This window comes from Microcella pacifica (assembly GCF_009371975.2).
Classification (GTDB): domain Bacteria; phylum Actinomycetota; class Actinomycetes; order Actinomycetales; family Microbacteriaceae; genus Microcella; species Microcella pacifica.
In genome coordinates this window covers 23,693-45,666 of sequence record NZ_VIKT02000017.1, presented here as the reverse complement: position 1 = coordinate 45,666, position 21,974 = coordinate 23,693, and the positions used below count along the sequence as shown (strand labels likewise).

Here is a 21,974-nt window from a genome sequence, read left to right as displayed (position 1 = left end):
GGCGGGCTCCGTCACCGGATGCTCCGCACCGCGCCCCCGCAGCCGCTCAGTAGACTCGAACCATGGCCGACGTGCGCATCCCCACCGACCTTCTGCCCGCCGACGGACGCTTCGGCTGCGGACCCTCGAAGGTGCGCCCCGAGCAGGTCGCCGCCCTCGCCGCCGCCGGAGAGCTGCTCGGCACCTCGCACCGCCAGGCCCCCGTCAAGAACCTCGTCGGCAGCGTGCGGAACGGCCTCGCCGAACTGTTCCGCCTCCCCGACGGCTACGAGGTCGTGCTCGGCAACGGCGGCTCCACGGCGTTCTGGGATGTCGCTGCGGCCGGCCTCATCGAGCGCCGCAGTGCGCACCTCGCCTTCGGCGAGTTCGGGGCCAAGTTCGTCGCCTCCGCCCGCGCCCCGTGGCTCGAGGCTCCGCACGTAGTCTCCAGCGATCCGGGTAGCCGCGGCTCCCTCGAGCCGGTCGACGGCGTCGACGTGTACGCCTACCCGCACAACGAGACCTCCACGGGCGTGAGCGCGCCCGTCACGCGCATCGGCTCCGCCCCCGAGGCGCTGACCGTCGTCGACGCGACGAGCGCGGCGGGCGGCATCGACATCGACGTGAGCAAGACCGACGCCTACTACTTCGCGCCGCAAAAAAACTTCGCCGGCGACGGCGGGCTGTGGATCGCGCTCCTCAGCCCCGCCGCGATCGAGCGGGCACAGCGCCTCGACGCGAGCGACCGTTTCATCCCACCGTTCCTCTCCCTCACCGCCGCGATCGACAACTCGCGACTCGACCAGACGCTCAACACTCCGGCGATCGGCACGCTCGTCATGCTCGACAGCCAGCTGCAATGGATGAACTCCTCCGGCGGGCTCGCCTGGGCGGGGGAGCGCACGGCGGAGAGCTCGGGCATCCTCTACGACTGGGCGCAGGCGCACCCGCTCGCGACCCCTTTCGTGGCCGACCCCGCGCACCGCTCTCCCGTCGTCGTGACCATCGACCTCGACGACTCGGTCGACGCCGCGGCCGTTGCGAAGACTCTGCGCGCCAACGGCGTCGTCGACACCGAGCCGTACCGCAAACTCGGCCGCAACCAGTTGCGCGTCGCGACCTTCGTCGCCATCGACCCCGACGACGTGCGCCAGCTCACGCGCTGCCTCGACTACGTCATCGACGCCCTGGCAGACTGAGCGCCATGAGGCTCTGGGTTCCGCACGAGAAGCGTCGGCCGCAGCCCGAGCCGCTGCGCACCAACGACGTGCTCGCCTTCCAGGTCGGCCTCGGCCTCTGGCTCGCGGCACTCATCATCGTGCTCGGGATGCTCGCCACCCCGATCGCCTTCGACCCGGTTCAGACGCTCGCGACGATCGCGCTCGGCCTCGTGCTCGGTCTCGCCGGGCTGCTCGTCTCGCGTCGCGCCCGCCCCTGAGTCGCACGCGCCGCGCCCCTCCCGCGCCGATCCAGCCCGTGCCGCTCCGGCACGCCGTTTGTGACAAAACACGCCGAACGTTCGATCACAGTTGTCACTAACGGCGTGACCCAGTCATCCGCCAAGCGTCGATCGCACCCGCAACACCCCAGCGACCCAGGTTTCGACTGATTCGTGCGGCTCACCATCGCACGCCGATGCGGCGCAAGCGTCGAGCGAGCGCAACCTCCGAGCCCGCCACGCTCCAGTCCCAGCGGCCGTAGCCGTGCAGCTGCGGCCGGATCTCGTCCTCGCGTAGCTTCTCCTCATACACGGCCTGATCGGGTGTGCGCCCGGCGAGATAGCGCGGATCGGTGTACTTCGCCCGCCCGTCGAACTCGGCACCGACGTTGAACTCGGGCCAGTAGAAGTCGAGCTCGTAACGACGCCCGGTCGGCCCGAAGACGGTGTGCTGCAGCTCGGGAGTCGGAACACCGAGAGCGTGCATCGTGACGCGGCTGAGGGACTCCCCCGGCCGGTTCGCGCGCCCGTCGATGAAGTCGAGCACGCGTCGCGCTCGCGCGAAACCCCTCCCGTGGTCGAGGAGCGACCACAGCTCCTCAAGCTCCTCGAGTGATGCACCCGCGAGTCCCTCCGCGTCTTGGGGATTCGCGGCACGCCACAGTGCGGCGTCCCCCATCGCGACAGCGACAGGGAACCGGGCGACTCGCGCCATGTCCACCACTGTTCGGCCGAGAGCGGTGAGACGCATCCCGTCGAGGTGCACCGGGTGTGCGCCCCAGGAGTCCGTGTGCCTGCGCAAGACCGACGTCGAGCGACTGTTCGAGGTCGCACTGCCGACGACGTGGACATCCTTCGGCCACCGACCAAGGATGGGCAGCTGCCACAGTGCTGCTGCTGACCAGTGACTCAGCACGTCGGATGAAGCAGCTCGCTCCCACGCCGCGCGAACCCTCAAGCAGTAGCGCTCATCGACGCCCAGCTCATTCCAGGTGTCGCCCCGCACGTAGACGCCCGGCGCGAGCTTGAGAAACTCACCGTCCCGCGCGCCACGGTAGACCCCTCGCCGGATACCGAGATCGAGTTCGCGCTGCGGGAAGACGAGAGCACTGTTGTCGAGCGGGGTGAGCATGCGAGCAATGTCCCTCACGCGTCGAGAGGAGGCGCAACGCTGCGGGGAACGGCGGAGCCTTACCCGTGCGACGTCCCTGGGGAGGAGCGCCGAGCGATCAACTCACGCCGTTCGTGACAACCGGGGCCGAACGTTCGGCGTGACTTGTCACAAACGGCGTGACGGGGTACGGCGTCGCAGCCCGGGGCGCCGGGAACCGAGCAGGCTAGTCGTCGTCGACCGTGTCGTCGTGCGCGTCGATGTCGACGCCGTCGAAGACGTCGTCCCCGTCGTCGCCGTGCAGGTCGTGCTCGTCGTGATCGTGGTCGTCGTCGCCGTCCGAGTCGTCGTCACCCTCCGACTCGGCGTCGGCGGCCTGCTGCGCGAGGTAGTCCTCGAGCCTGTCCGACCACGGCACCCAGTCGGGCGCCGTGAGCGCGCCCTCGCCGGGCATGAGCTCGGTCTCGAGCACGCTCGGCTCGAGCCCGGGGTTGACCGCGAGCGAGACCGTCCAGAACCAGCCGAGGTAGCCGCCCTGCCGCGTGGCGAAACGCACCGTCGCGACGTCGTCGGCCACGGTCACGTCGCGCAGGGCCCCGATCGTCGTCGCCGGAGTGATCTCCTCGAGCGCCGCGCGGGCGATCGGCTCGAGCACGCTCGCCTCGACGACGGGCGCTGCCGCCGTCGTGGTCGCGCCGCGCGCGCCTCTAGGCATCGAGATCGTCCGCGACCTTGCGCAGCACAGTGGCGATCTTGCGACCGTGCGCGGCGTCGGGGTAGCGGCCCCGCTTGAGGTTGGCACCGATGCCGTCGAGCAGGCCGACGAGGTCTTCGATGATGACGGCCATGTCGTCGGCCGACTTGCGGTTGAGGGTGCTCAGTGTCGGCCGGCTCTCGAGCACGCGCACCGACAGTGCCTGTGCGCCTCGCTTGCCGTCGGCGACGCCGAACTCGAGTCGGGTGCCGGCCTTGACCACCGCCCCCTCGGGCAGGGCGGAGGCGTGCAGGAAGACCTCATCGCCGTCGTCGGACGCGATGAAGCCGAACCCTTTCTCCTGGTCGTAGAACTTGACCTTGCCGGTGGGCATGAGCGTTGTGTCCCCTCGCGTTCGCTGTCGTGTCGAGCGCAGTGCTCGAACCCCGAGGATACCGCCGCAGGATGGCCCCAGGAAACGGGGTACGAGCCTTTCAGCATGCGGCACTACCCTGGACGGGTGCCAGAAGAATCGTTCGTGATGAGCAACCGCGTCGAGCGCGTGCTCGCCTACATGGTCGCAGGCGTCATCCTGCTGAGCCTCGCGAGCTTCGTCGCCCTCATCGCCGGCACTGCGGCGGGTCTCGAACGGGGCGACTTCGCCGAGGGCATCTGGCCTCTCGTGACGATGATGCCGCTCGTCGGCCTGCCGATCGGCTTCGTCCTCATCATCGTGCTGCTCGTCGTCAGTGCTGTGCGCCGGGGGCGAGCTGCCAAGGATGCCGGCAACTAGCTCAGCCTCCCTCGCGCTCGCCGCGCGACTGCGCGACCTCGATGACGCGAGTGTGACGCGCATCATCCGTGAGCGCTCAATCTCCCCGACGTCGCTGCGCGACATCTTCGACCTCGCCGAGGCGCTGCTCGACCCTGCGGCGATCGGCATCGCACTCGCGCGCCAGACCAGGCCGACGCTCGCCGCGCTCGTGACCGCGGGCGAGGCGGAGTCGATGCCGGTCACCGAGGTCGCGCGGCGGCTGGACCGCCCGGTCGAGCAGGTGCGCAGCGACCTTCATGCTGCTCTGGATGCTGTACTCATCGACCTCGTCGACGACACCGTCACGGTCTGGCCGACGGTGGTCGCCGAGCTCGCCCAGTGGCCGCAGCGCGGTCTTCCCGGCTCCGTGGCGCTGACGTCCGAGCATCCGCCGGTCTCTCTCGATGCAGTGGACGACGCCGACCGGGCCTCCGTCGATCGCGGCGCAGCCGAGCGCGCCTTCACGACGACGACGCAGCTCACCGAGATCGTTCTCGCCCTCGCGGAGGTGCCCGGGCGGCTGCTCGCCCGCGGCGGGCTCTCGCTGCCCGACGCGAAGCGGCTCGCCGAGGTCGCGGGAGTCGAGCTCGACGAGCTGCCCCTCCTGCTCGATCTGGCCGCCCTCGCCGACCTCGTGGAGGACGACGAGGGCTTCACGCGGGCGACGACTCGCTCCGACGAGTGGCGACGTGCGCCTCTCGCCGACCGCTGGCAGCACGTCGCCGAGGCCTGGGTGGCGCTGCTGCCCGTCGAGCTCGTCGAGCTTCTCGCCTCGCGCCCCCTCGCGCGCTGGGGTGCCGCGCTCACCGACTTCGTGCACTGGCTGTACCCCGCCGGCGGTGACGCGCTCGATGCGAGGATGGCGCGCCGCGGCGCGCAGGGCGAGCGCCTCGGGGTGACGGCCGACGGCCGCGCGAGCACCATGGGCGCGGTGCTCCTGAGTCGGGGCGCGGCCGCGGCCAGCGCCGTGCTCGCGCCGCTCGTGCCGCCCGATGTCGACCAGGTGTACCTGCAGCACGACCTCACCGTGGTCTCCCCCGGCCCGCTCGCGGCGCACCTCGACGAGCGGCTTCGTCGTCTCGCCGACGTGGAGAGCGCGGGGCTGGCCGGCCGCTACCGGGTCACCGCCGACAGCGTCACGCGGGCCGTCGCTCTCGGCGAGTCGGCGGAGGAGCTGCTGGCGTTCCTCGAGCAGCTGTCGCTCACGGGTGTTCCGCAACCGGTCGAGTACCTGATCCGCGAGACCGCCGCGCGCTACGGCAGCGTTCGCGTGGCACCCGCCAACGAGGGCGAGCGAGGTGGTGCCCGCACCCTCGTGACGAGTGAGGATCGCCTGCTGCTGGACTCGCTGCTGGTCGACGCCGCCACTGCGCCGCTCGGGCTGCAGCTGTCGAGCCCGGGCCGTGCGGTGAGCCGCTTCGAGCCCGCCGTCGTGCTGTGGACCCTCATCGACGCGCGCTACCCCGCGGCCCCCGCCGACGGCTTCCCCGCTCCAGAGCGCCCGGGCCGTACCCGGCCCGTCGCGCCCGTGAGCGTCACGGACTCTGTCGCCGACGCCGTGGCACGCATCCGCAGCGGCTCGACCGTCGGCACCGACGGCGACGACGCGTGGGTGGGGCGCCAGTGGGAGCTCGCCGTGCGAGGCAAGCTCGCCGTGCGTGCGACCGTGCGGCTGCCCGACGGCAGCGAGCGCTCCTTCGACCTCGAGCCGACCGGCATCGCCGCGGGGCGCGTGCGCGGGCGGGATCGCGACGCCGATGTCGAGCGCACCCTGCCGATCGCGAGCATCACGGGCCTCGAGCCGCTCGAGTAGCGGCCCGCGCGGCGCGCGCCGCGCATCCCGTACCGGCGCTCTCAGCCGCGCGCTCTAGACTGGCCCGTTATGAATCCTGACGGCCCCCTCATCGTTCAGAGCGACCGCACCGTGCTGCTGGAGGTCGCCAACGGCCAGGCCGAGGAGGCCCGCCACGCCCTCGCGGTGTTCGCCGAGCTCGAGCGCGCACCCGAGCATGTGCACACTTATCGCATCACCCGGCTGGGGCTGTGGAACGCGCGCGCAGCCGGCCACGAGGCGGCCGAGATGCTCGCCGTGCTCGACCGCTACTCCAAGTATCCGGTGCCGCAGTCGGTCGCGACCGACATCACCGAGACGGTGGGCCGGTACGGGCGACTCGTGATCGAGCGGGACGATGACGGGATGCTCGTGCTGCGGTCGACCGATACGGCCGTGCTCACCGAGATCGCCTCCAACCGCAAGGTGGCCCCGCTACTGGCGCGCCGCATCGACCAGCACAGCTACGAGCTCGCCGCGTGGGCTCGTGGGCAGGTGAAGCAGGAGCTCGTCAAGATCGGCTGGCCCGCCGAAGACCTCGCCGGGTACACCCCCGGCACGCCGCACGCGATCGACCTCGACCTCGCTGACTGGGGGCTGAGGCCGTACCAGCAGCACGCGATCGACCAGTTCTTCGTGGGCGGCTCCGGCGTCGTCGTGCTGCCCTGCGGCGCTGGAAAGACTCTCGTCGGCGCTGGCGCGATGGCGCAGGCCGGCACGACGACGCTCATCCTCGTGACCAATACGGTCTCGGCGCGGCAGTGGCGGGCCGAGCTGCTCGCCCGCACGAGCCTCACCGAGGAGGAGATCGGCGAGTACTCGGGCCAGGTGAAAGAGGTCAAGCCGGTCACGATCGCGACCTACCAGATCCTCACCGCCAAGCGAAAGGGCGAGTACGCCCACCTCGCCCTGCTCGACGCCCTCGACTGGGGCCTCATCGTCTACGACGAGGTGCACCTGCTGCCCGCGCCGGTCTTCAAGCTCACGGCCGAACTGCAGGCCCGTCGCCGCCTGGGCCTCACGGCGACGCTCGTGCGGGAGGACGGCCGGGAGGGCGACGTCTTCAGCCTCATCGGCCCGAAGCGCTTCGACGCCCCGTGGAAGGAGATCGAGGCGCAGGGCTTCATCTCGCCCGCGAGCTGCTTCGAGGTGCGCGTCGACCTGCCGGCGAGCGAGCGCCTCGAGTATGCGGCGAGCGCCGACGACCAGCGCTATCGGCTCGCGGCGACGGCACCCGCCAAGCTCGACATCGTGAAGCGTCTCGTGGCGCAGCACTCCGGCGAGCGCATCCTCATCATCGGCCAGTACCTCGACCAGATCGAGGAGCTCGCCGATGCCTTGGATGTTCCCCAGCTCACGGGCTCCACGTCCGTCGCGGAGCGCGAGCGGCTCTATCAGGAATTTCGGGATGGCCGCACTCCGGTGCTCGTCGTCTCCAAGGTCGCCAACTTCTCGGTGGACCTCCCCGAGGCCACGGTCGCGATCCAGGTGTCGGGCTCCTTCGGCTCCCGCCAGGAGGAGGCGCAGCGCCTCGGGCGCCTGCTGCGGCCGAAGCAGAGCGGAATCCCCGCGAGCTTCTACACTCTCGTCGCACGCGACACCGTCGACCAGGACTTCGCGCAGAACCGCCAGCGCTTCCTCGCCGAGCAGGGGTACAGCTACGAGATCGTCGACGCGAGCGCGATCGCGGCTGCTGCGTAGAACAGCCCCTTAGGCGCGCTCGACCGCTGCGAGGATGCTCTGCCCCAGCTCGACGGGCTTCGTGAACTGCGGCCAATGGCCGGTGGGCAGCTCGATGATCTCCAGCTGCTCGAGGCGGCCGAGCTCGCTCGCCCACGGCGCGCCGGAGGTGATCGCCTGCCGCAGCATCGCTTCGGGGAACTCGCACGCGATGACCGTCACAGGTACGGCGAAGCGCGCCTCATGGTGCAGTGTCTGGGGGTCGGTAGCGACCGCGGCAGGCTCCGGAACGGCGATGGCGCGGAACCGCTCGCGGAGGGCGTCGTCCAGATCGACGAGGTCTTCCGCCTCGAAGAAGTTCCACTCGGGCAGGGGAATGCGATCGCCCTCCACCGGCAGCTCGTCGTTGATGACGCTGCCGTCGGGGAACGGCAGAGCGTCGACGAAGACGACGCGGGCGATGTCGGCGGGGCGCGCATCGGCCGCGGCCCACGCGATGCTGCCGCCACCCGAGTGCCCGACGAGCACGACGGGCGACGCGATGGCATCGACGATCTCGAGGACGGCGTCGACGTGGTCGTGCAGCCCGATGCCCGAGAGCGCCCGATCACCCGGGCGCTTGCCGGGCAGGGTGGGAGTGTGGACGGTGTGGCCGGCCCGCGCGAGGGTGGGTGTCACGCCCGACCACGAAGCGCCGTCGAGCCAGAAGCCGGGGATGAGGACGATGTTCATACGGGAACCCTAGGCGGAGCATCCGACAATGATGAGGAATCGATGGAAGCGGACGAGACCGTCGGCGCTCTTTGGGCGTTCAGGAAACCCACAACAAACGCGCAGAGAATGGCCCCATGCCTGACGGACCCAAGATTCTCATCGTCGACGACGAGCCGAACATCCGCGACCTGCTGACCACGAGCCTGCGCTTTGCCGGGTTCGCCGTGCGGGCCGTCGGCAACGGAGCGCAGGCGATCTCCGCCGTGCTGGAGGAGGAGCCCGACCTCATCATCCTCGACGTCATGCTGCCCGACATCAACGGGTTCGGCGTTACGAAGCGCCTGCGGTCGAGCGGCTACACGAGCCCCATCCTCTTCCTCACCGCGAAGGACGACACCGACGACAAGATCATGGGTCTCACCGTCGGCGGCGACGATTACGTCACCAAGCCGTTCAGCCTCGACGAGATCGTCGCGCGCATCAAGGCGATCCTGCGCCGCACCATGCAGGAGGAGGACGACGCCGTCATCCGCACGGGCGAACTCATCATGGATCAGGACACGCACGAGGTGACCGTCGGCGACGCCGTCATCGAGCTGAGCCCCACCGAGTTCAAGCTCTTGCGCTACCTCATGCTCAACCCCAACCGCGTGCTGTCGAAGGCGCAGATTCTCGACCATGTGTGGGAGTACGACTTCAACGGCGACGCCGGCATCGTCGAGAGCTACATCTCGTACCTGCGCCGCAAGCTCGACCAGCACACCGACGAGCCGCTCATCCAGACCAAGCGCGGGTTCGGCTACATGCTCAAGGCGGCCAAGGTCTAGCCTTGGCTCTCGATGCATGAGCAGCTGACGCAGTGGTGGGAGGGCATCTCCCTCCGCTCCAAGATCACCGGCGTGACCGTCCTCGTCGTCACCGTCGGTCTCCTCGTCGTCGGCATGGGCACCCTCACGGTGCTGCAGCGCACGCTCGTCGACGAGGTCGACCGCCAGCTGCTGCAGGTCGCCGAGGAGCAGGTGCCGCAGTCGCCCGCGACGTTCAGCCTCGAAGACTTCGCCTCCTTCGACGAGTTGACCCCGTCTGTCTTCTCGAGCCAGTTCTACTTCGGCGCCGTCGCCGGTGACGGCGTCATCATCGACGACAATGTGGGCTCCGCGAGCCGTGATCGCGCTCCCGACGTCTCGCGACTGACCGCCGACTACCTCGAGCGCGTCGAGGGCGGCATCACCGTCGCGAGCCAGGACCGCACGACCCAGTGGCGCGTCGCGACCTTCCCTCTCGCCGTCGTCGACCGCGAGTCGGAGACGACGCACGCCGCGACCCTCGTGATCGGCGCCGACCTGGCCGACACGAACGGCGTGATCGGGTCGTTCGCCTCGATCTTCTTGGGCTTCGGTCTCGTCGTGGTCATCCTGAGCGCTGCGCTCACGCGCCTGCTCGTGACCTCCACGTTCCGACCGCTGCGCGACGTGGAGGCGACGGCCGCACGGTTCGCGGGGGGCGATTTCAGCCAGCGGCTGGGCGGGGCGACGCCCAACACCGAGGTCGGCCGCCTCAACCGCTCTCTCAACACGATGCTCTCCCGCATCGACCGGGCATTCGCCGACCGCGCGGCGACGATCAGCCAGATGCGACGCTTCGTCGGCGATGCCAGCCACGAGCTGCGCACTCCCCTCGTCTCGGTGCGCGGCTATGCCGAGTTGTACCGCATGGGCGCCCTGCAGAAGCCCGAGGATGTCGCGCAGGCTATGGAGCGCATCGAGAAGGAGGCCGTGCGAATGGGGGCCCTCGTGGCCGACCTGCTCGAGCTCGCGCGGCTCGACGAGTCCCGCCCTCTCGAGCTGGGGCCCGTCGACCTGGCCGACCTTGCGCGCGATGCGGCCCTCGACGCCATGGCGGGTGCGCCGGACCGCGAGGTGACGGTCGTGCTCGACGAGTACGAGCCCGAGGGCGAGGCGATCGAGCAGGATGCCGCGGCCGACGCTCCCGGGCCCACGAGCCGCGCCACTCACGCCGACCCCGCCGAGTCGCCGAGCGCCCCTGCCCCCACCGGGGCGATCGCGCTGGCCGGCTCAGCTCTCGCGCGGCTGCGTCGCCGCCGGGGCCGCTCCACGGCGACCGAGCGCGAGGCTCCCGAGGTCTCCACGCCGCCCGCGCCCGCCGTCGGCGCCGTTGTGCTCGGCGAGGAGAACAAGCTGCGCCAGGTGATCACCAACCTCATCGGCAACGCAGTGCGCTTCACACCCGAGGGCTCTCCGCTCGAGATCGCGGTCGGGGCTGACCCTCTCCTGCGCCTCGGCACGATCGCGGTCGTCGACCATGGCGAGGGCATCCCCCCGCAGTTGAAAGACAAGATCTTCCAGCGCTTCTTCCGCGCCGATTCCTCGCGCGCCCGGGACACGGGCGGTTCGGGTCTCGGTCTCGCGATCGCCGCCTCCATCGTCGACCATCACCACGGCCGCATCGACGTGGTCGAAACGCCGGGCGGCGGCGCCACCTTCCGCGTCACCCTGCCGCTCCTCCCCAAGACCGACGAGACGCCGAGCGTCGCGCAGGCGGCCGACGCGGCCTCGGGCACCTGACGGGCGCTTCTACTCTGCTGTTCCGCGAGGGGCTGGCCCTCGCACGAACCGAGGAGGCTCTCATGACTCGATACCAGGTGGACAGCGACGCGGTGATCTCGACGACGGGCGCCGCCCGCGGGTCGATCGGGCGCATCCAGGCGGAGGTCGCCGCGCTGCAGAATCAGCTCGTGTCGCTGCAGGGCTCCTGGACGGGCTCGGCCGCGAGCGCCTTCCAATCCCTCGTCGCCGACTGGAGCGCGACGCAGCAGCGCGTCGAGCAGTCGCTCGGTGCCCTGACCGAGGCACTCGCGCACGCGGGACAGCACTACGCGGAGATCGAGCATCAGAACGCCCGGCTCTTCCTGCGCTGACCCCTGCTCAGCGCCGTAGGCTGGTGGGCGTGACCGATTTCGACCCCGCCGTCGTCGCGGGGGTGCTCGCCCACATGAACGGCGACCACGCCGACGACAACCTGCTCATCGCGCGCGCTTTCGGCGATCGCTCGGCCGTGCGTGCGCGCATGGTCGGCGTCGATGGGCACGCCGGGCACTGGGTCTACTCGACTGGGGCAGACGACGTCACGGCGGCCGCGGTGCAGGCTGATCCGAACGCAGAGGGGGATCTCGTATGGCCCGGCGAGCGCGCCCTGCGCGTGATGTGGAGCACGCCCATCAGCGCACGACCGGAGATCCGACGCGAGATCGTCGTCCTCTACGATCGCGCCTGCGCCGCTCTGGGCGTCGAGCCGCGCGAGCACGACTAGCGCTTGCTCGCGCCCGAACCCTGGCGCGTCGGACGCGGGAGCGATAGGTTAGGTGCGCCTTACCTAGCCTGGAGACCAACGTGACCGCACCCGAGACCGACGTCATCCCCTTCTCGCGCCTCGTGCGCGAGCGCACCGCTCGCGGGCACAGCAGCAGCGAGAGCGCCACGTTCATGAGCGACCTCATGACGGGGGTCGGCTCCCGTGAGGACTACGTGGCCCTCGTCGAGCAGCACTACTTCATCTACGAGGCCCTGGAGAGCGTGCAGCCGGCGATGCGCGCGAACCCCGCCGTCGCACCCTTCCTCTCACCCGCGCTCACCCGCCTGCCCGCGCTCGAGAGCGACCTGGCGTTTCTGCTCGGCGACGACTGGCGCGCGCGCATCGCGCCGCTCGACATCACTCGCCGGTACGCGGCGCGCATCCTCGAGGTGGCCGCCACCTGGCCCGCGGGCTACATCGCCCACCACTACACGCGCTACCTCGGCGATCTCTCCGGCGGCCAGTACATCGCCAAGGTCATGGCGCGGCGATTCGGGTTCGAGACCAACGGCATCGGCTTCTACCTCTTCGACCGGATCGCCGACCCAGGCGCCTTCAAGAGCACCTACCGGGCGCAGCTCGACGCAGTCGGCTGGAGCGAGGAGGAGCGCGAGCGCGTCATCGACGAGGTCATGGTCGCGTACGACTTCAACACCGAGCTCTTCGTCGGCCTCGCCGAGGCGCGCGACGCCGCCTGAGCGCCTCGCGCAGCCCGCGCACCGGTCGTTGATGCTGTTGGCCATTCGCACACGCGCCCGTCGCTCTCACACGCGCCTGTCGCTCTCACGCACCCCCGCACGCGAAACGGGGCGGCCTCCCGTGAGGGAAGCCGCCCCGTTGTCGGTGCGGTGAGCTGGCCGGACTAGAAGTCCATGCCCCCCGAGGGGTCGCCCATCGGCTGCGGGTTCTTCTCCGGCTTGTCGGCCACGACGGCCTCGGTCGTGAGGAACAGGCCCGCGATCGACGCGGCGTTGAGCAGCGCCGAGCGCGTCACCTTCACCGGGTCGGCGATGCCGGCGGCGAGCATGTCGCCGTACTCGCCGGTCGCGGCGTTGAGGCCGTGACCGATGGGGAGGTTGCGCACCTTCTCGGCAACCACACCCGCCTCCATACCGGCGTTGAGCGCGATCTGCTTGAGCGGCGAGTCGACCGCGAGACGCACGATGTTCGCGCCCGTGGCCTCGTCACCGACGAGGTCGGTGAGCTCCTTCGACTCGAACGCCATCTTGCCCGCCTGGATGAGGGCGACGCCACCACCGGCGACGATGCCCTCTTCGACGGCCGCCTTCGCGTTGCGCACGGCGTCCTCGATGCGGTGCTTGCGCTCCTTGAGCTCGACCTCGGTCGCGGCACCCGCCTTGATGACGGCGACGCCGCCGGCGAGCTTCGCGAGCCGCTCCTGCAGCTTCTCGCGGTCGTAGTCGCTGTCGGTGTTCTCGATCTCGGCGCGGATCTGCTTGACGCGGCCCGCGATGGCGTCGGCCTCGCCGGCGCCCTCCACGATCGTCGTCTCGTCCTTGGTGATAACGACCTTGCGCGCGCGGCCCAGCAGGTCGAGGGTCGCGTTCTCGAGCTTGAGACCGACCTCCTCGCTGATGACCTGACCGCCCGTGAGGATGGCGATGTCCTGCAGCATGGCCTTGCGGCGGTCGCCGAAGCCGGGAGCCTTGACGGCGACCGACTTGAAGATGCCGCGGATCTTGTTGACGACGAGCGTCGCGAGAGCCTCGCCCTCGACGTCCTCGGCGATGATGAGCAGCTGCTTGCCGCTCTGGATCACCTTGTCGACGACGGGGAGCAGGTCCTTGATCGCCGAGATCTTGCCGTTGACGATGAGCACGTAGGGGTCTTCGAAGACCGCTTCCTGACGCTCGGGGTCGGTGACGAAGTACGCCGACAGGTAGCCCTTGTCGAAGCGCATGCCCTCGGTGAGCTCGAGCTCGGTGCCGAACGTGTTCGACTCCTCGACCGTGACGACGCCCTCCTTGCCCACCTTGTCGATGGCCTCGGCGATGAGCGCGCCGATCTCGGGGTCGGCGGCCGAGATGCTCGCGGTCGCGGCGATCTCTTCCTTGGTCTCGACCTCCTTGGCGTTCTTCAAGAGCTGCGCCGAGACGGCCTGCGTGGCCTTCTCGATGCCGCGCTTGAGGCTGATGGGGTCGGCGCCGGCCGCGACATTGCGCAGGCCCTCGCGCACGAGCGCCTGGGCGAGCACGACCGAGGTCGTCGTTCCGTCGCCGGCGACGTCATCGGTCTTCTTCGCGACCTCCTTGACCAGCTCGGCACCGATCTTCTCGAACGGGTCCTCGAGCTCGATCTCCTTGGCGATGGAGACGCCGTCGTTGGTGATCGTGGGGGCGCCCCACTTCTTCTCCAGCACGACGTTGCGGCCGCGGGGGCCGAGGGTGACGCGCACTGCGTCGGCCAGGATGTTCAGGCCGCGCTCGAGGCCGCGACGGGCCTCTTCGTCAAAAGCAATCAATTTAGCCATGGGTGTCTTTCGTCCCTCCCGGACGTATCACGTGCAGTAGCTCTGGCACTCGGCAATCACGAGTGCTAACTGATTCTGGCACTCGCACCCTCCGAGTGCAAGCCGCCACGACCCGCCGTGGGCCAGATCTGACTCGAATGGGCGCTCTGGCATGTGACGAGCGCCCATTCGCGCCAGATCTGGCGGGAAACGGCGGGAAAGGGCGGGAAGCGGGTGGGCTAGGGGGCGCGGAAGCTCACGTCACCGGCGAGGGGGACGAGCTCGACCCAGGTGTTGCCGGGCGCGAGGCGCACGGCGACGCCGTGCTCGTCGATCAGGCGGATCGTGTCGGTGAGGCCGCTCTTCGACCACTGGGCCCGCACGGTCGCGCCGCCCGTGGAGACCCACGCCTCGCCCGAGCCCCGCAGCCCGACCGTCGGGATGCTCTGGATGACCTGCACGGGCACCCGGAGCGTCACGACGTTGACGGCGGCGAGCTGGTCGCCCGAGGCATCCCGATCGACGGCGCCGCCGTGCATGAAGCGCACCCAGCGCTCGCTCTCGGCGTTCCACTCCCACGCAGGAGTGTTGCCGACGGAGAACTGCAGCCCGATGCGGGCTGTGGGCGAACCCTCCTTCGTGGCGGTCGCCGCGGCGACGCTCTCCGCGAAGGCGAACAGTTGGGGCGGCGGGTCGAGCTTGCGCTGCTGCGCCACGATCTGCGGCGCGCGCACGATCACGTTGTGCGGGGCCGGGGCGTTGGTGCCGCGGAAGATGGTCTCCGCAGTGTCGGCCTGCCCGTGGATCGCGTTGTACACGGGAGCGTTCTGCATCGCGACGACGAACCGGTACTGCCCACCCGAGTACGCGATGATGCCGCCGAGCGGCGACACGATGTCGGGGTCGACCGGGCGCACGGAGCGGATCGGGCCGATCTCGTCGGGAATGTCGGAGTGCCATACCGCGATGTGCCGCGTGGCGCCGCCCTCCACGAGGATCTCGTAGACGATGTCAGCCCGCCCCAGTCCGATCTGGGGGCGGGCGTTGATGTTGTTGTCGATCTTGGCCGCGATCGAGGGGTGGTCGAGCGCGTCGACCGCGACCTGCTCCCCCGTGAGCGGGGCGAGGGCGTAGGGCTCGGGCTCCTCGAAGACCGGCACGTACTCGGGTGTGGCGGTCGGCACGGGCAGCTCGCGCTCGGCCGCGCACCCGGAGGCGAGGGCAAGGGCCGCGAGCACGCCGACTGCTGCCATCCAGCGACTGCGTGCGGGCATCCTCATGGCCACAGCGTAACCGCGCAGGCGGAAGCGGGCGGTGAGGCGCGAAGCGGACGCGCCGTCAGATGACGGTGACGCCTTCGGCCTGGGGACCCTTCGTGCCGGTTCCGACCTCGAAGCTCACCGCCTGACCCTCTTCGAGAACCTTGTAGCCGGGCATGTCGATGGCGGAGTAGTGGACGAAGACGTCCTGCTCCCCTCCCTCGAGCGTGATGAAGCCGAAGCCTTTCTCGGCGTTGAACCACTTGACGGTTCCCTTGGTCATGCGGTGACTCCTTGCTGTGCGTGGGGCGATGCTAACCACGCCCGCACGACCGTCACCAGGGGTCGCGAGCACTCTTCACAGAGTCGAAACGTCGGCGTAACGCCGATTCGGGATGCCCGGGGCCGGGCCTCAGCCGCGTGCCGCGTAGTCCGACCCGAGCACGACGGTGATGGGAGCACCGGGGAAGGCGTCGGAGAGCTCGACATCGGCCACGCGCAACTGCTGGGCGATGCCTCGGGCGAGACCCTCGTTGGCCGGGTCGGAGTAGAACACGACCGTGTCGGGGAAGTCGTCCTGCGCGGCATTCGTCGTCGTGCCGACGGGCCAGCCGGCCTCGGAGAGCTCGGTGCCGCCCTCGGCGGCGAGGCCCGCGAACGGGGTCGCGTTGAGGACGGTGATCGTGAACCCGCTGGGAAGCTCGACCTCGCTCGGGTCCACGACCGGTTCCGCCGTGGGCGTCATGGTCGGCGTGGGCTCGGGGGTCGGCATGGGCTCGGGCTCGGAGAAACCCGGAATCTCGAACGTCACGCTGTCGCTCACCAAGGAGAGGCTGTAGAGCCCGGCGACGACGAGCACGCCGCTCGCGAGCAGGGCCCACGCCACCGCGATCCAGCCGCGGCCCCGTCGACGAGGCGCCCGGTGCGCGCCGACGCGCCCGAGGGAGTCGGGCACGTCGTCGAAACGATCGGGGTCGTACTCGGCCATCGTGGAGCCTTTCGGCTGAGGTGGGGGCGGGTCAGGCGGCGCCGGTCGTCGAGGTGCGCCGCGTGCGGCGCTGCTGGGAGCGCTGCTGCCGCACCTCCCGCAGGCGTCCGACCAGCACAGGGTCATAGCGTGCGGCGACATCGGTGTCGATCACGGCGTTCAGCACCTGATAGTAGCGGGCGGCGCTCCAGCCGAAGTCACGCCGGATGCGCAGCTCCTTGGCGCCGCTGTGGCCCCACCAGTCGCGCTCGAACTCGAGCACGCGGCGCGCGGGCTCGTCGAGGGCGTCGGATCGGGCATCCATACCCACACCCTAGGAGCCTCACGGGCCCGATCGTGGCGGCTCGCCCACGGTCGCGCAGGCGCTCAGACAACTCGGTTAGGGTTGCCTCACTTGATCGGCGTCGTCCCACGCACGCCCCAGCCCCCGTTCGGACTCCCATGACCTCTCTGCTTCCCCGCGCGCTCGCGACGCTCCTGTGCGTCGCCGTGCTCTCGGCCTGCACGACCGGCGCAGCGGGGCCCGTGGCAGAGTCGCCCGCGTCGATCGCTCCTCGACCGCCGCTCGCCGAGCTCGACGTGCTCGAGAACCCGCGGGACTACCGCGGCCCGTCGACCGCGGTACTCGAGACGGCGTCGATCACGCCCGTCGCCGAGGCCCCGGCGCAGCAGCTGCCGACGACCGTCGTCTCCCGCGATCTGGCGGGCGATGTCGTGGTGACCGTCGACGACACGAGCCGCATCCTGCCGCTCGACATCGCCGGGTCGATCGCCTCGACCGTGTTCGCGCTCGGGTTCGGCGACTCGGTCGTCGGGCGCGACATCTCGACGACCTTTCCCGAGGCCGCCGACCTTCCCGTCGTGACGAGCAGCGGCCACGCCATCAACAGCGAGTCGGTGCTCGCGCTACGGCCGAGCATCGTCATCACCGACGGCACGATCGGGCCGACCGACGTGGTCGTGCAGTTGCGCGATGCGGGCGTGACGGTGATCTACGTGGATGCTGAGCCAGGGCTCGGCGCCCCCGCCGAGCTCGCGCGGCAGGTGGCCGCGGCGCTCGGCGCGCCCGAGACGGGCGAGGTGCTGGCCACGCAGCTCGACGCCGAGGTCGACGCCGTCGTCGACGAGATCGCCGCCCTCGCGCCGACCGACGCCGCCGATCGCGTACGCATCCTCTTCCTCTACCTGCGTGGCGCCTCGCGCATCTACTACCTCTTCGGCGAGGAGTCGGGGGCCGACGAGCTCATCGAGGGCGTCGGGGGCATCGATGTGGCCGGCGAGATCGGCTGGCAAGGCCTGCGCCCCATGACGGATGAGGCACTCATCGCCGCCGACCCCGACCTCATCCTCGTCATGACTGACGGGCTCGAGAGTGTCGGCGGGGTCGAGGGGCTCCTCGCCGCGAAGCCCGCGATCGGCCTGACCCGCGCGGGAGAGAACCGTCGTTTCGTCGACATGGCCGACGGCGAGATTCTGAGCTTCGGGCCACGCACGCCGCTCATGCTCGACGCCCTCGCCCGCGCGATCTACGCTCCAGACTCCTGAGGCCGCCCCTCGCTCGCCCAGCGCTCGAGGCGATCGCCGTGGGGTGAGACGGCGGCGGTCGCGATGCCGTCGACGCTGAGGATGAAGTCGTCGTCCGCGCCGGGCAGGAGGGCATCGGCGCTCGCTCCCACGCGCTCGAGAACGCGGCGGCCGTCGAGCGAGATCCAGTGCCCGGGCAAGGCCGTGGCGAGGTCGTGGAACAGCTCGCGCCGCGCCGGGTCGAGGTAGACGAGTACAGCGGGGCTCCACACGATGAGCGTCGCGTCGCTCGGCGCTTCCGCGGCGAGAGCGGGCAACCCGTCGAGGGCGTCGCCCGCGACGAGCCTTGGCGGCTCGCGACGCACGATCGTCATGGCCTGATCGAGCTGGAGCGCTCGGTCATGCTCCTCCGGCCAGACGAGCGTGCGCAGCCAGCGCTCCGCCTCCGCATCGCCCCAGGGCAGAGGCTGCCGCTCGAGCCCGGCACGCCAGACGATGCGGGGCAGGCGGGTCGGCACCGGCACGCCCTCCCCGAGAACGCAGCGCAGCTCGAGCGCCGACCTGCCGCCCTCCGGATCGAGGCGGTGGAGAGCGCCACCCCGTTCGAACACATGACTGTAGCGGTCGGGCAGGAGCGTGAGACCCGCGGATGCTCCGACTTCGAGGAGAGCAATCGGCCCCTCGATGCGCTCCAGTGCGGCCACGAGCGGCCCGGTGCGCCGCGGGTCGTTGGTCTGCGTTGCGCGCTGCCGGGCGATGTCGGCCACCTCCGCCCAATGCTCATCCAGCCACGGCGCAATGCTCTCGTGCGGTGCGAGGCCCGCGAACCGCGCGGCGGTGAGGATGAGCACGGGTTGACGGCTCGCGACGGGCAGCTCGTCGATGAGCGAGATGCTCGCCTCTTCGGCGGCGAGCGCCTCCGCCCAGCCCGCATAGGTGGGCGACCGGGGCGCCGCCTCCCGGGCGAAGCGCCGGTAGCGCTCGGCGGTCGTGCTCACGCCCGCATTGTGTCACGCGAGTGTGCCCGGTCGGCCGTGGAACCCGGCATGCTCACGGTGCGCGGCGCCGGCGCACGACCACGATCCCGCCCACCGTGAGACCCGAGAGGGCGAGGACGATGCCCGCCCCGGCGAGCGCGGGCTCGACCCACGAGGCCGCGCCGACCGCCGCGAGGTCGGCCTCGATCTCCGTCGCGCACGCCGGGTCGAGCGATGCGACGATCGTGATCGGGTCGAGCGGCTCCCCTGCCGGGTAGGTGCCGAAGGCAGCCGCGCCCTCCTCGGTGAGGGCGGCCGCGATGCTGTCGATGGTCAGCACTCCGTCCGCCATGGAGCGCGTAGCCGCAGTCAGGTCGAGGGTCGCGAACTCGACCCCCTGGGCAGCGACCTCGTCGCCCTCCTGCGTCGTGCCGACGACGTCGAGCACGAGCAGCCCCGACGCGGCATCGGCGAGCGTGACGCGCGGCTCGCTCACCGTCGTGTCGAGAATGTCGCCGTGGCCGGTGAAGCGGATGCTGCCCGCGAAAAGCAGCTCGGCCGTCGCCGAGCCGGCGGCGACCGCGCCGGAGCCTTCCCCGAACGTGAACGAGGGCGTCGCGTAGGTCGCGCCGTCGGCCGCCTGCCACTCGCCGTTCGCGATCGAGCCGCTCACGTAGGCGCGGAAGCTCTCTTTGAAGCCCCACTCGAGCCGAGCATCCTGCACCGCGCACTCGTCGACGGAGGACGCCGCCGCGCCGCCCGCCTCAGCACCGACCGCGAGGCCCAGTCCCACCGCCGCGGCGACCGCGAGGGAAACACCGGCAGCGCCGAGTCGGCGGCGGGAGCAACGGAGCACGAGGGGCCCTTCTGTGCGGCAGGCTGAGGGCGCGTCGCCGCGCCGGAGAACTCCGGTCAGGCTAGCCGTCGCACCTTCGAAGGCGCTATGCGGTCGCGGCGCGGTACATAGAGACGTGCGGGATGCCCGCCTCGACGTACTCGTCGCCGTACGGCTCGAAGCCGAGCGCGGCGTACAGCGGCTGGATGTAGCTCTGGGAGTGCAGCGCCAACGGCTCGTGGCCGTGCCGCTCGATCACGTGCTCGATGAGGCGCCGGGCGAGCCCCTGCCCGCGACAGTCGGCGCGGGTGACGACGCGGCCGATGAGGCGCCGGGCATCCCGATTGCCCTCCTGAGGCTGTTCGTCGACGACGACGCGCAGGTAGGCGGCCACGCCGCGATCGTCGGAGATCCAGACGTGCTCGGTGGTCTCCTCGCGGTCGCGCTCGTCGAGCTCCTCCTCGTCGATGCGCTGCTCGAGGAAGAACACTTCGGTGCGCACGCGCGCGATCTCGAAGAACTCGTCGAGGCTCAGCTCGCCCCACGTTCGCAGCATCGGGGAAGTCTCGGGCACGAATGCGAGTTTAATGGGGTGCAGACCAACCGCCCGAGGCCGGGCGAGAAGCGGGGAACCCCATGAGTGACGACACGACCGCCCAGAACGAGCAGACCTACGCCGTGCAGAAGACCGAGGACGAGTGGCGGGCCGAGCTCGGCGAGGAGCGCTACCAGGTGCTGCGCGAGGCCGGCACCGAGCGCGCCTGGACGGGAGAGCTGCTCGACGAGAGCCGCAGCGGCATCTACACGTGCGGCGCGTGCAACGCCGAACTCTTCCAGGCGGGCACCAAGTTCGACTCGGGCTGCGGTTGGCCGAGCTTCTACGAGTCGGTGCGCCCGGACGCCGTCGAGCTGCTCGAGGACAACTCTCTGGGCATGACCCGCACCGAGGTGCGCTGCGCCGCGTGCGGCTCGCACCTGGGGCACGTGTTCCCCGACGGCTTCGGCACCCCTACGGGCGACCGCTACTGCATGAACTCGCTCGCGCTCGGCTTCACGGCCGACGAGGAGTAGGCCCAGCAGGGCCCGGCGCGGGTGACGTCGCGAGCAGAGTGCGCGGCCGCCGCCAGCGGTCGAGCGTCGCCACCACGATGCCCACCGCGGTGAGCACGACGGCCGCGACCGTCTGAGGCTGCAGCGCCGGGCCGATAGCGGCGACGGAGTCGAACACGACCGCCGCCATGAGCTGGCCGAGCACGAGGCACATGCCGAGCAGCAGCACGCCGACGCGCGCGACCGCGGCGGACTGGATCGCGATGAACACGACGCCGACAGCGCCTCCCGCGTAGAGGTACGCCTCGGTCGGCGGCTCGGCGGGCAGACCGTTCACAGCGAGGCTGATGACGGTCACGACGAGGAGTGCGGCCGTGCCGACCGTGAAGTTCACGAGGGTCGCCGCGAGCGGCGAGCCGCTCACCTGCCGCACACGGCCGTTCATCGCCTGCTGCATACCCGCGCCGACTCCTGCGAGCAGCGGAAGGATGAGCGCCGGCCACGGGATGCTCCCGCCCAGGTCGCCCGCCACGGCGACGACCACGGCGAGCACCGTGAGTGCCGCGCCGCTCAGGCGCGCGAGCGTCGGAGGTGTCACACGCGCGCCGGCGAAACCCCGGGCATCCGCGACCATTCCCGTCACTGTCTGCCCGGAGACGAGCGCGACGGTGAAGATCGCCACCCCGAGGATGCCCGCCACGAGGCCCTGCGAGAGCACGAAGAAGCCACCGGCCGCACCGCCGAGCAGCATCCACCAGGGCAGCTCGCCGGCGCGCAACGCCGCAGGGATGCGCCGCACCGCATCACGACCGCGCCGGGTCGACAGCACGATCACGAGGAGCAGCACCCAGCCGGAGGAGAAGGAGACGAGCGCCGCCGTGAAGCCATCGTCGAAGCGCTGCCCGAGCTCGCCGTTGACGCGCGACTGCGTCGCGACGCCCACGCCGGCGAGCACCGTCGCCGCGACGGCGAGCGCGGTGCCGAGCGGGCCCGCGAGGCGGCCGGGAGGATGCGCGGGTTGGATCACGGGCATCCTCGGAATTCGCGAACGCGGAGAATCTGCTGGGGCCGCCTGACGGGAATCGAACCCCGCGAGGCGTCAGCCTCGGCGCACCGGGAATGACTCTCGCCGGTGAACTGAGATTGCGGGCCGCCTCCGGGAATCGAACCCGGGACCTATTCATTACGAGTGAATCGCTCTGCCGACTGAGCTAAGGCGGCGTGACCCGGTTCCACCG

General features: G+C 70.6%; 25 protein-coding genes and 1 tRNA gene. 12 read left to right on the top strand and 14 right to left on the bottom strand.

What is annotated here, in order from left to right; genetic code table 11:
- The first annotated feature begins 62 nt into the window (after window positions 1-62).
- Entirely contained in the window at window positions 63-1,178 is a 1,116-nt protein-coding gene (serC, locus tag FK219_RS10215) for a phosphoserine transaminase (protein WP_152583940.1), read from the top strand.
- A gap of 5 nt (window positions 1,179-1,183) precedes the next feature.
- Window positions 1,184-1,417 (top strand): DUF2530 domain-containing protein, encoded by a 234-nt coding sequence (locus FK219_RS10210; protein WP_152583939.1) that lies wholly within the window; start codon window positions 1,184-1,186, stop codon window positions 1,415-1,417.
- A 181-nt stretch (window positions 1,418-1,598) separates the two neighbouring features.
- Here FK219_RS10210 and FK219_RS10205 read toward each other — a convergent pair whose 3' ends face one another.
- The 3 genes from FK219_RS10205 to FK219_RS10195 all read right to left on the bottom strand — a co-directional run bounded on the left by FK219_RS10205 (window position 1,599) and on the right by FK219_RS10195 (window position 3,616).
- Window positions 1,599-2,567 (bottom strand): hypothetical protein, encoded by a 969-nt coding sequence (locus FK219_RS10205; protein WP_152583938.1) that lies wholly within the window; start codon window positions 2,565-2,567, stop codon window positions 1,599-1,601.
- Window positions 2,568-2,754: 187 nt separating this feature from the next.
- Window positions 2,755-3,243: a DUF3027 domain-containing protein gene (locus FK219_RS10200; RefSeq protein ID WP_152583937.1), complete on the bottom strand. Its 489-nt coding sequence runs from the start codon at window positions 3,241-3,243 to the stop codon at window positions 2,755-2,757.
- A complete protein-coding gene (locus tag FK219_RS10195; protein WP_100823416.1) occupies window positions 3,236-3,616 on the bottom strand; it encodes a cold-shock protein in 381 nt (126 codons plus the stop codon). The genes FK219_RS10200 and FK219_RS10195 overlap by 8 nt, the downstream gene beginning before the upstream one ends.
- 147 nt (window positions 3,617-3,763) lie before the next feature.
- Between FK219_RS10195 and FK219_RS10190 the strand changes: the two genes are divergently transcribed.
- The 3 genes from FK219_RS10190 to FK219_RS10180 all read left to right on the top strand — a co-directional run bounded on the left by FK219_RS10190 (window position 3,764) and on the right by FK219_RS10180 (window position 7,568).
- Complete coding sequence (locus FK219_RS10190; RefSeq protein ID WP_152583936.1) at window positions 3,764-4,015, top strand: multidrug ABC transporter ATPase; 252 nt, start codon at window positions 3,764-3,766, stop codon at window positions 4,013-4,015.
- Window positions 4,002-5,849 (top strand): helicase-associated domain-containing protein, encoded by a 1,848-nt coding sequence (locus FK219_RS10185; RefSeq protein WP_152583935.1) that lies wholly within the window; start codon window positions 4,002-4,004, stop codon window positions 5,847-5,849. Before FK219_RS10190 ends, FK219_RS10185 begins: the two co-directional genes overlap by 14 nt.
- 69 nt (window positions 5,850-5,918) lie before the next feature.
- Window positions 5,919-7,568, top strand: a complete 1,650-nt coding sequence (locus FK219_RS10180) for a DNA repair helicase XPB (RefSeq protein WP_152583934.1) — start codon at window positions 5,919-5,921, stop codon at window positions 7,566-7,568.
- Between the two features lie 9 nt (window positions 7,569-7,577).
- On the opposite strand, the gene FK219_RS10175 is transcribed toward FK219_RS10180, so the two are convergent.
- Window positions 7,578-8,279, bottom strand: coding sequence for an alpha/beta fold hydrolase (locus FK219_RS10175; protein WP_152583933.1), 702 nt, complete (start codon window positions 8,277-8,279; stop codon window positions 7,578-7,580).
- Window positions 8,280-8,395: 116 nt separating this feature from the next.
- On the opposite strand from FK219_RS10175, the gene FK219_RS10170 reads away from it, so the two are divergent.
- The 5 genes from FK219_RS10170 (at window position 8,396) to FK219_RS10150 (ending at window position 12,331) form a co-directional block, all read left to right on the top strand.
- Window positions 8,396-9,088: a response regulator transcription factor gene (locus tag FK219_RS10170; protein ID WP_152583932.1), complete on the top strand. Its 693-nt coding sequence runs from the start codon at window positions 8,396-8,398 to the stop codon at window positions 9,086-9,088.
- Between the two features lie 12 nt (window positions 9,089-9,100).
- The gene (locus tag FK219_RS10165; RefSeq protein ID WP_152583931.1) at window positions 9,101-10,846 is read left to right on the top strand and encodes a sensor histidine kinase; all 1,746 of its coding nucleotides are present in this window, start codon (window positions 9,101-9,103) and stop codon (window positions 10,844-10,846) included.
- A 62-nt stretch (window positions 10,847-10,908) separates the two neighbouring features.
- Window positions 10,909-11,199 (top strand): WXG100 family type VII secretion target, encoded by a 291-nt coding sequence (locus FK219_RS10160; RefSeq protein ID WP_152583930.1) that lies wholly within the window; start codon window positions 10,909-10,911, stop codon window positions 11,197-11,199.
- Window positions 11,200-11,228: 29 nt separating this feature from the next.
- Entirely contained in the window at window positions 11,229-11,591 is a 363-nt protein-coding gene (locus FK219_RS10155; protein ID WP_152583929.1) for a DUF2470 domain-containing protein, read from the top strand.
- Window positions 11,592-11,671: 80 nt separating this feature from the next.
- Window positions 11,672-12,331 carry a biliverdin-producing heme oxygenase gene (locus tag FK219_RS10150; RefSeq protein ID WP_152583928.1) on the top strand — a complete coding sequence of 220 codons (660 nt, stop codon included), beginning with the start codon at window positions 11,672-11,674 and terminating at the stop codon, window positions 12,329-12,331.
- Between the two features lie 164 nt (window positions 12,332-12,495).
- Here the strand turns inward: FK219_RS10150 and groL are convergent, their stop codons facing one another.
- The 5 genes from groL to FK219_RS10125 form a co-directional block, all read right to left on the bottom strand.
- On the bottom strand, window positions 12,496-14,124 hold the full coding sequence (gene groL, locus FK219_RS10145; protein WP_152583927.1) for a chaperonin GroEL: 1,629 nt from the start codon (window positions 14,122-14,124) through the stop codon (window positions 12,496-12,498).
- 218 nt (window positions 14,125-14,342) lie between these two features.
- Window positions 14,343-15,383 carry a DUF3048 domain-containing protein gene (locus tag FK219_RS10140; protein WP_152583926.1) on the bottom strand — a complete coding sequence of 347 codons (1,041 nt, stop codon included), beginning with the start codon at window positions 15,381-15,383 and terminating at the stop codon, window positions 14,343-14,345.
- 58 nt (window positions 15,384-15,441) lie between these two features.
- Window positions 15,442-15,645 carry a cold-shock protein gene (locus tag FK219_RS10135; RefSeq protein ID WP_152583925.1) on the bottom strand — a complete coding sequence of 68 codons (204 nt, stop codon included), beginning with the start codon at window positions 15,643-15,645 and terminating at the stop codon, window positions 15,442-15,444.
- 129 nt (window positions 15,646-15,774) lie between these two features.
- Window positions 15,775-16,350, bottom strand: coding sequence for a LytR C-terminal domain-containing protein (locus FK219_RS10130; protein WP_152583924.1), 576 nt, complete (start codon window positions 16,348-16,350; stop codon window positions 15,775-15,777).
- Between the two features lie 31 nt (window positions 16,351-16,381).
- Entirely contained in the window at window positions 16,382-16,654 is a 273-nt protein-coding gene (locus FK219_RS10125; RefSeq protein WP_152583923.1) for a DUF3263 domain-containing protein, read from the bottom strand.
- A 137-nt stretch (window positions 16,655-16,791) separates the two neighbouring features.
- Between FK219_RS10125 and FK219_RS10120 the strand changes: the two genes are divergently transcribed.
- On the top strand, window positions 16,792-17,895 hold the full coding sequence (locus FK219_RS10120; protein WP_152583922.1) for a heme/hemin ABC transporter substrate-binding protein: 1,104 nt from the start codon (window positions 16,792-16,794) through the stop codon (window positions 17,893-17,895).
- Here the strand turns inward: FK219_RS10120 and FK219_RS10115 are convergent.
- From FK219_RS10115 to FK219_RS10105, 3 genes are all read right to left on the bottom strand, one after another.
- Window positions 17,877-18,872, bottom strand: a complete 996-nt coding sequence (locus FK219_RS10115; RefSeq protein ID WP_152583921.1) for a DUF2332 family protein — start codon at window positions 18,870-18,872, stop codon at window positions 17,877-17,879. The two genes, FK219_RS10120 and FK219_RS10115, sit on opposite strands and share 19 nt — an antisense overlap.
- 52 nt (window positions 18,873-18,924) lie before the next feature.
- Window positions 18,925-19,707, bottom strand: coding sequence for an HtaA domain-containing protein (locus tag FK219_RS10110; protein ID WP_165638111.1), 783 nt, complete (start codon window positions 19,705-19,707; stop codon window positions 18,925-18,927).
- Between the two features lie 85 nt (window positions 19,708-19,792).
- Window positions 19,793-20,260 carry a GNAT family N-acetyltransferase gene (locus FK219_RS10105; RefSeq protein WP_328821671.1) on the bottom strand — a complete coding sequence of 156 codons (468 nt, stop codon included), beginning with the start codon at window positions 20,258-20,260 and terminating at the stop codon, window positions 19,793-19,795.
- Between the two features lie 62 nt (window positions 20,261-20,322).
- Here FK219_RS10105 and msrB point away from each other — a divergent pair, with 62 nt between their 5' ends.
- Window positions 20,323-20,757 carry a peptide-methionine (R)-S-oxide reductase MsrB gene (gene msrB, locus FK219_RS10100; RefSeq protein ID WP_152583919.1) on the top strand — a complete coding sequence of 145 codons (435 nt, stop codon included), beginning with the start codon at window positions 20,323-20,325 and terminating at the stop codon, window positions 20,755-20,757.
- Here msrB and FK219_RS10095 read toward each other — a convergent pair.
- Together FK219_RS10095 and FK219_RS10090 are read right to left on the bottom strand one after the other, a co-directional pair.
- A complete protein-coding gene (locus FK219_RS10095; protein WP_165638110.1) occupies window positions 20,738-21,763 on the bottom strand; it encodes a DMT family transporter in 1,026 nt (341 codons plus the stop codon). The genes msrB and FK219_RS10095 overlap by 20 nt on opposite strands.
- A 121-nt stretch (window positions 21,764-21,884) precedes the next feature.
- Window positions 21,885-21,957: transfer RNA gene (locus tag FK219_RS10090), tRNA-Thr, on the bottom strand.
- Between the last annotated feature and the right edge of the window lie 17 nt (window positions 21,958-21,974).

Bases quoted from the DNA above. Each gene is read 5' to 3' on its own strand.
- FK219_RS10140 (WP_152583926.1), bottom strand. From the start codon at position 15,383: ATGAGGATGCCCGCACGCAGTCGCTGGATGGCAGCAGTCGGCGTGCTC.
- FK219_RS10185 (WP_152583935.1), top strand. From the start codon at position 4,002: ATGCCGGCAACTAGCTCAGCCTCCCTCGCGCTCGCCGCGCGACTGCGC.
- FK219_RS10130 (WP_152583924.1), bottom strand. From the start codon at position 16,350: ATGGCCGAGTACGACCCCGATCGTTTCGACGACGTGCCCGACTCCCTC.
- FK219_RS10180 (WP_152583934.1), top strand. From the start codon at position 5,919: ATGAATCCTGACGGCCCCCTCATCGTTCAGAGCGACCGCACCGTGCTG.
- FK219_RS10135 (WP_152583925.1), bottom strand. From the start codon at position 15,645: ATGACCAAGGGAACCGTCAAGTGGTTCAACGCCGAGAAAGGCTTCGGC.
- FK219_RS10210 (WP_152583939.1), top strand. From the start codon at position 1,184: ATGAGGCTCTGGGTTCCGCACGAGAAGCGTCGGCCGCAGCCCGAGCCG.
- FK219_RS10175 (WP_152583933.1), bottom strand. From the start codon at position 8,279: ATGAACATCGTCCTCATCCCCGGCTTCTGGCTCGACGGCGCTTCGTGG.
- FK219_RS10195 (WP_100823416.1), bottom strand. From the start codon at position 3,616: ATGCCCACCGGCAAGGTCAAGTTCTACGACCAGGAGAAAGGGTTCGGC.
- FK219_RS10190 (WP_152583936.1), top strand. From the start codon at position 3,764: ATGAGCAACCGCGTCGAGCGCGTGCTCGCCTACATGGTCGCAGGCGTC.
- FK219_RS10200 (WP_152583937.1), bottom strand. From the start codon at position 3,243: ATGCCTAGAGGCGCGCGCGGCGCGACCACGACGGCGGCAGCGCCCGTC.
- msrB (WP_152583919.1), top strand. From the start codon at position 20,323: ATGAGTGACGACACGACCGCCCAGAACGAGCAGACCTACGCCGTGCAG.
- FK219_RS10125 (WP_152583923.1), bottom strand. From the start codon at position 16,654: ATGGATGCCCGATCCGACGCCCTCGACGAGCCCGCGCGCCGCGTGCTC.
- FK219_RS10165 (WP_152583931.1), top strand. From the start codon at position 9,101: ATGCATGAGCAGCTGACGCAGTGGTGGGAGGGCATCTCCCTCCGCTCC.
- groL (WP_152583927.1), bottom strand. From the start codon at position 14,124: ATGGCTAAATTGATTGCTTTTGACGAAGAGGCCCGTCGCGGCCTCGAG.
- FK219_RS10160 (WP_152583930.1), top strand. From the start codon at position 10,909: ATGACTCGATACCAGGTGGACAGCGACGCGGTGATCTCGACGACGGGC.
- FK219_RS10120 (WP_152583922.1), top strand. From the start codon at position 16,792: ATGACCTCTCTGCTTCCCCGCGCGCTCGCGACGCTCCTGTGCGTCGCC.
- FK219_RS10170 (WP_152583932.1), top strand. From the start codon at position 8,396: ATGCCTGACGGACCCAAGATTCTCATCGTCGACGACGAGCCGAACATC.
- serC (WP_152583940.1), top strand. From the start codon at position 63: ATGGCCGACGTGCGCATCCCCACCGACCTTCTGCCCGCCGACGGACGC.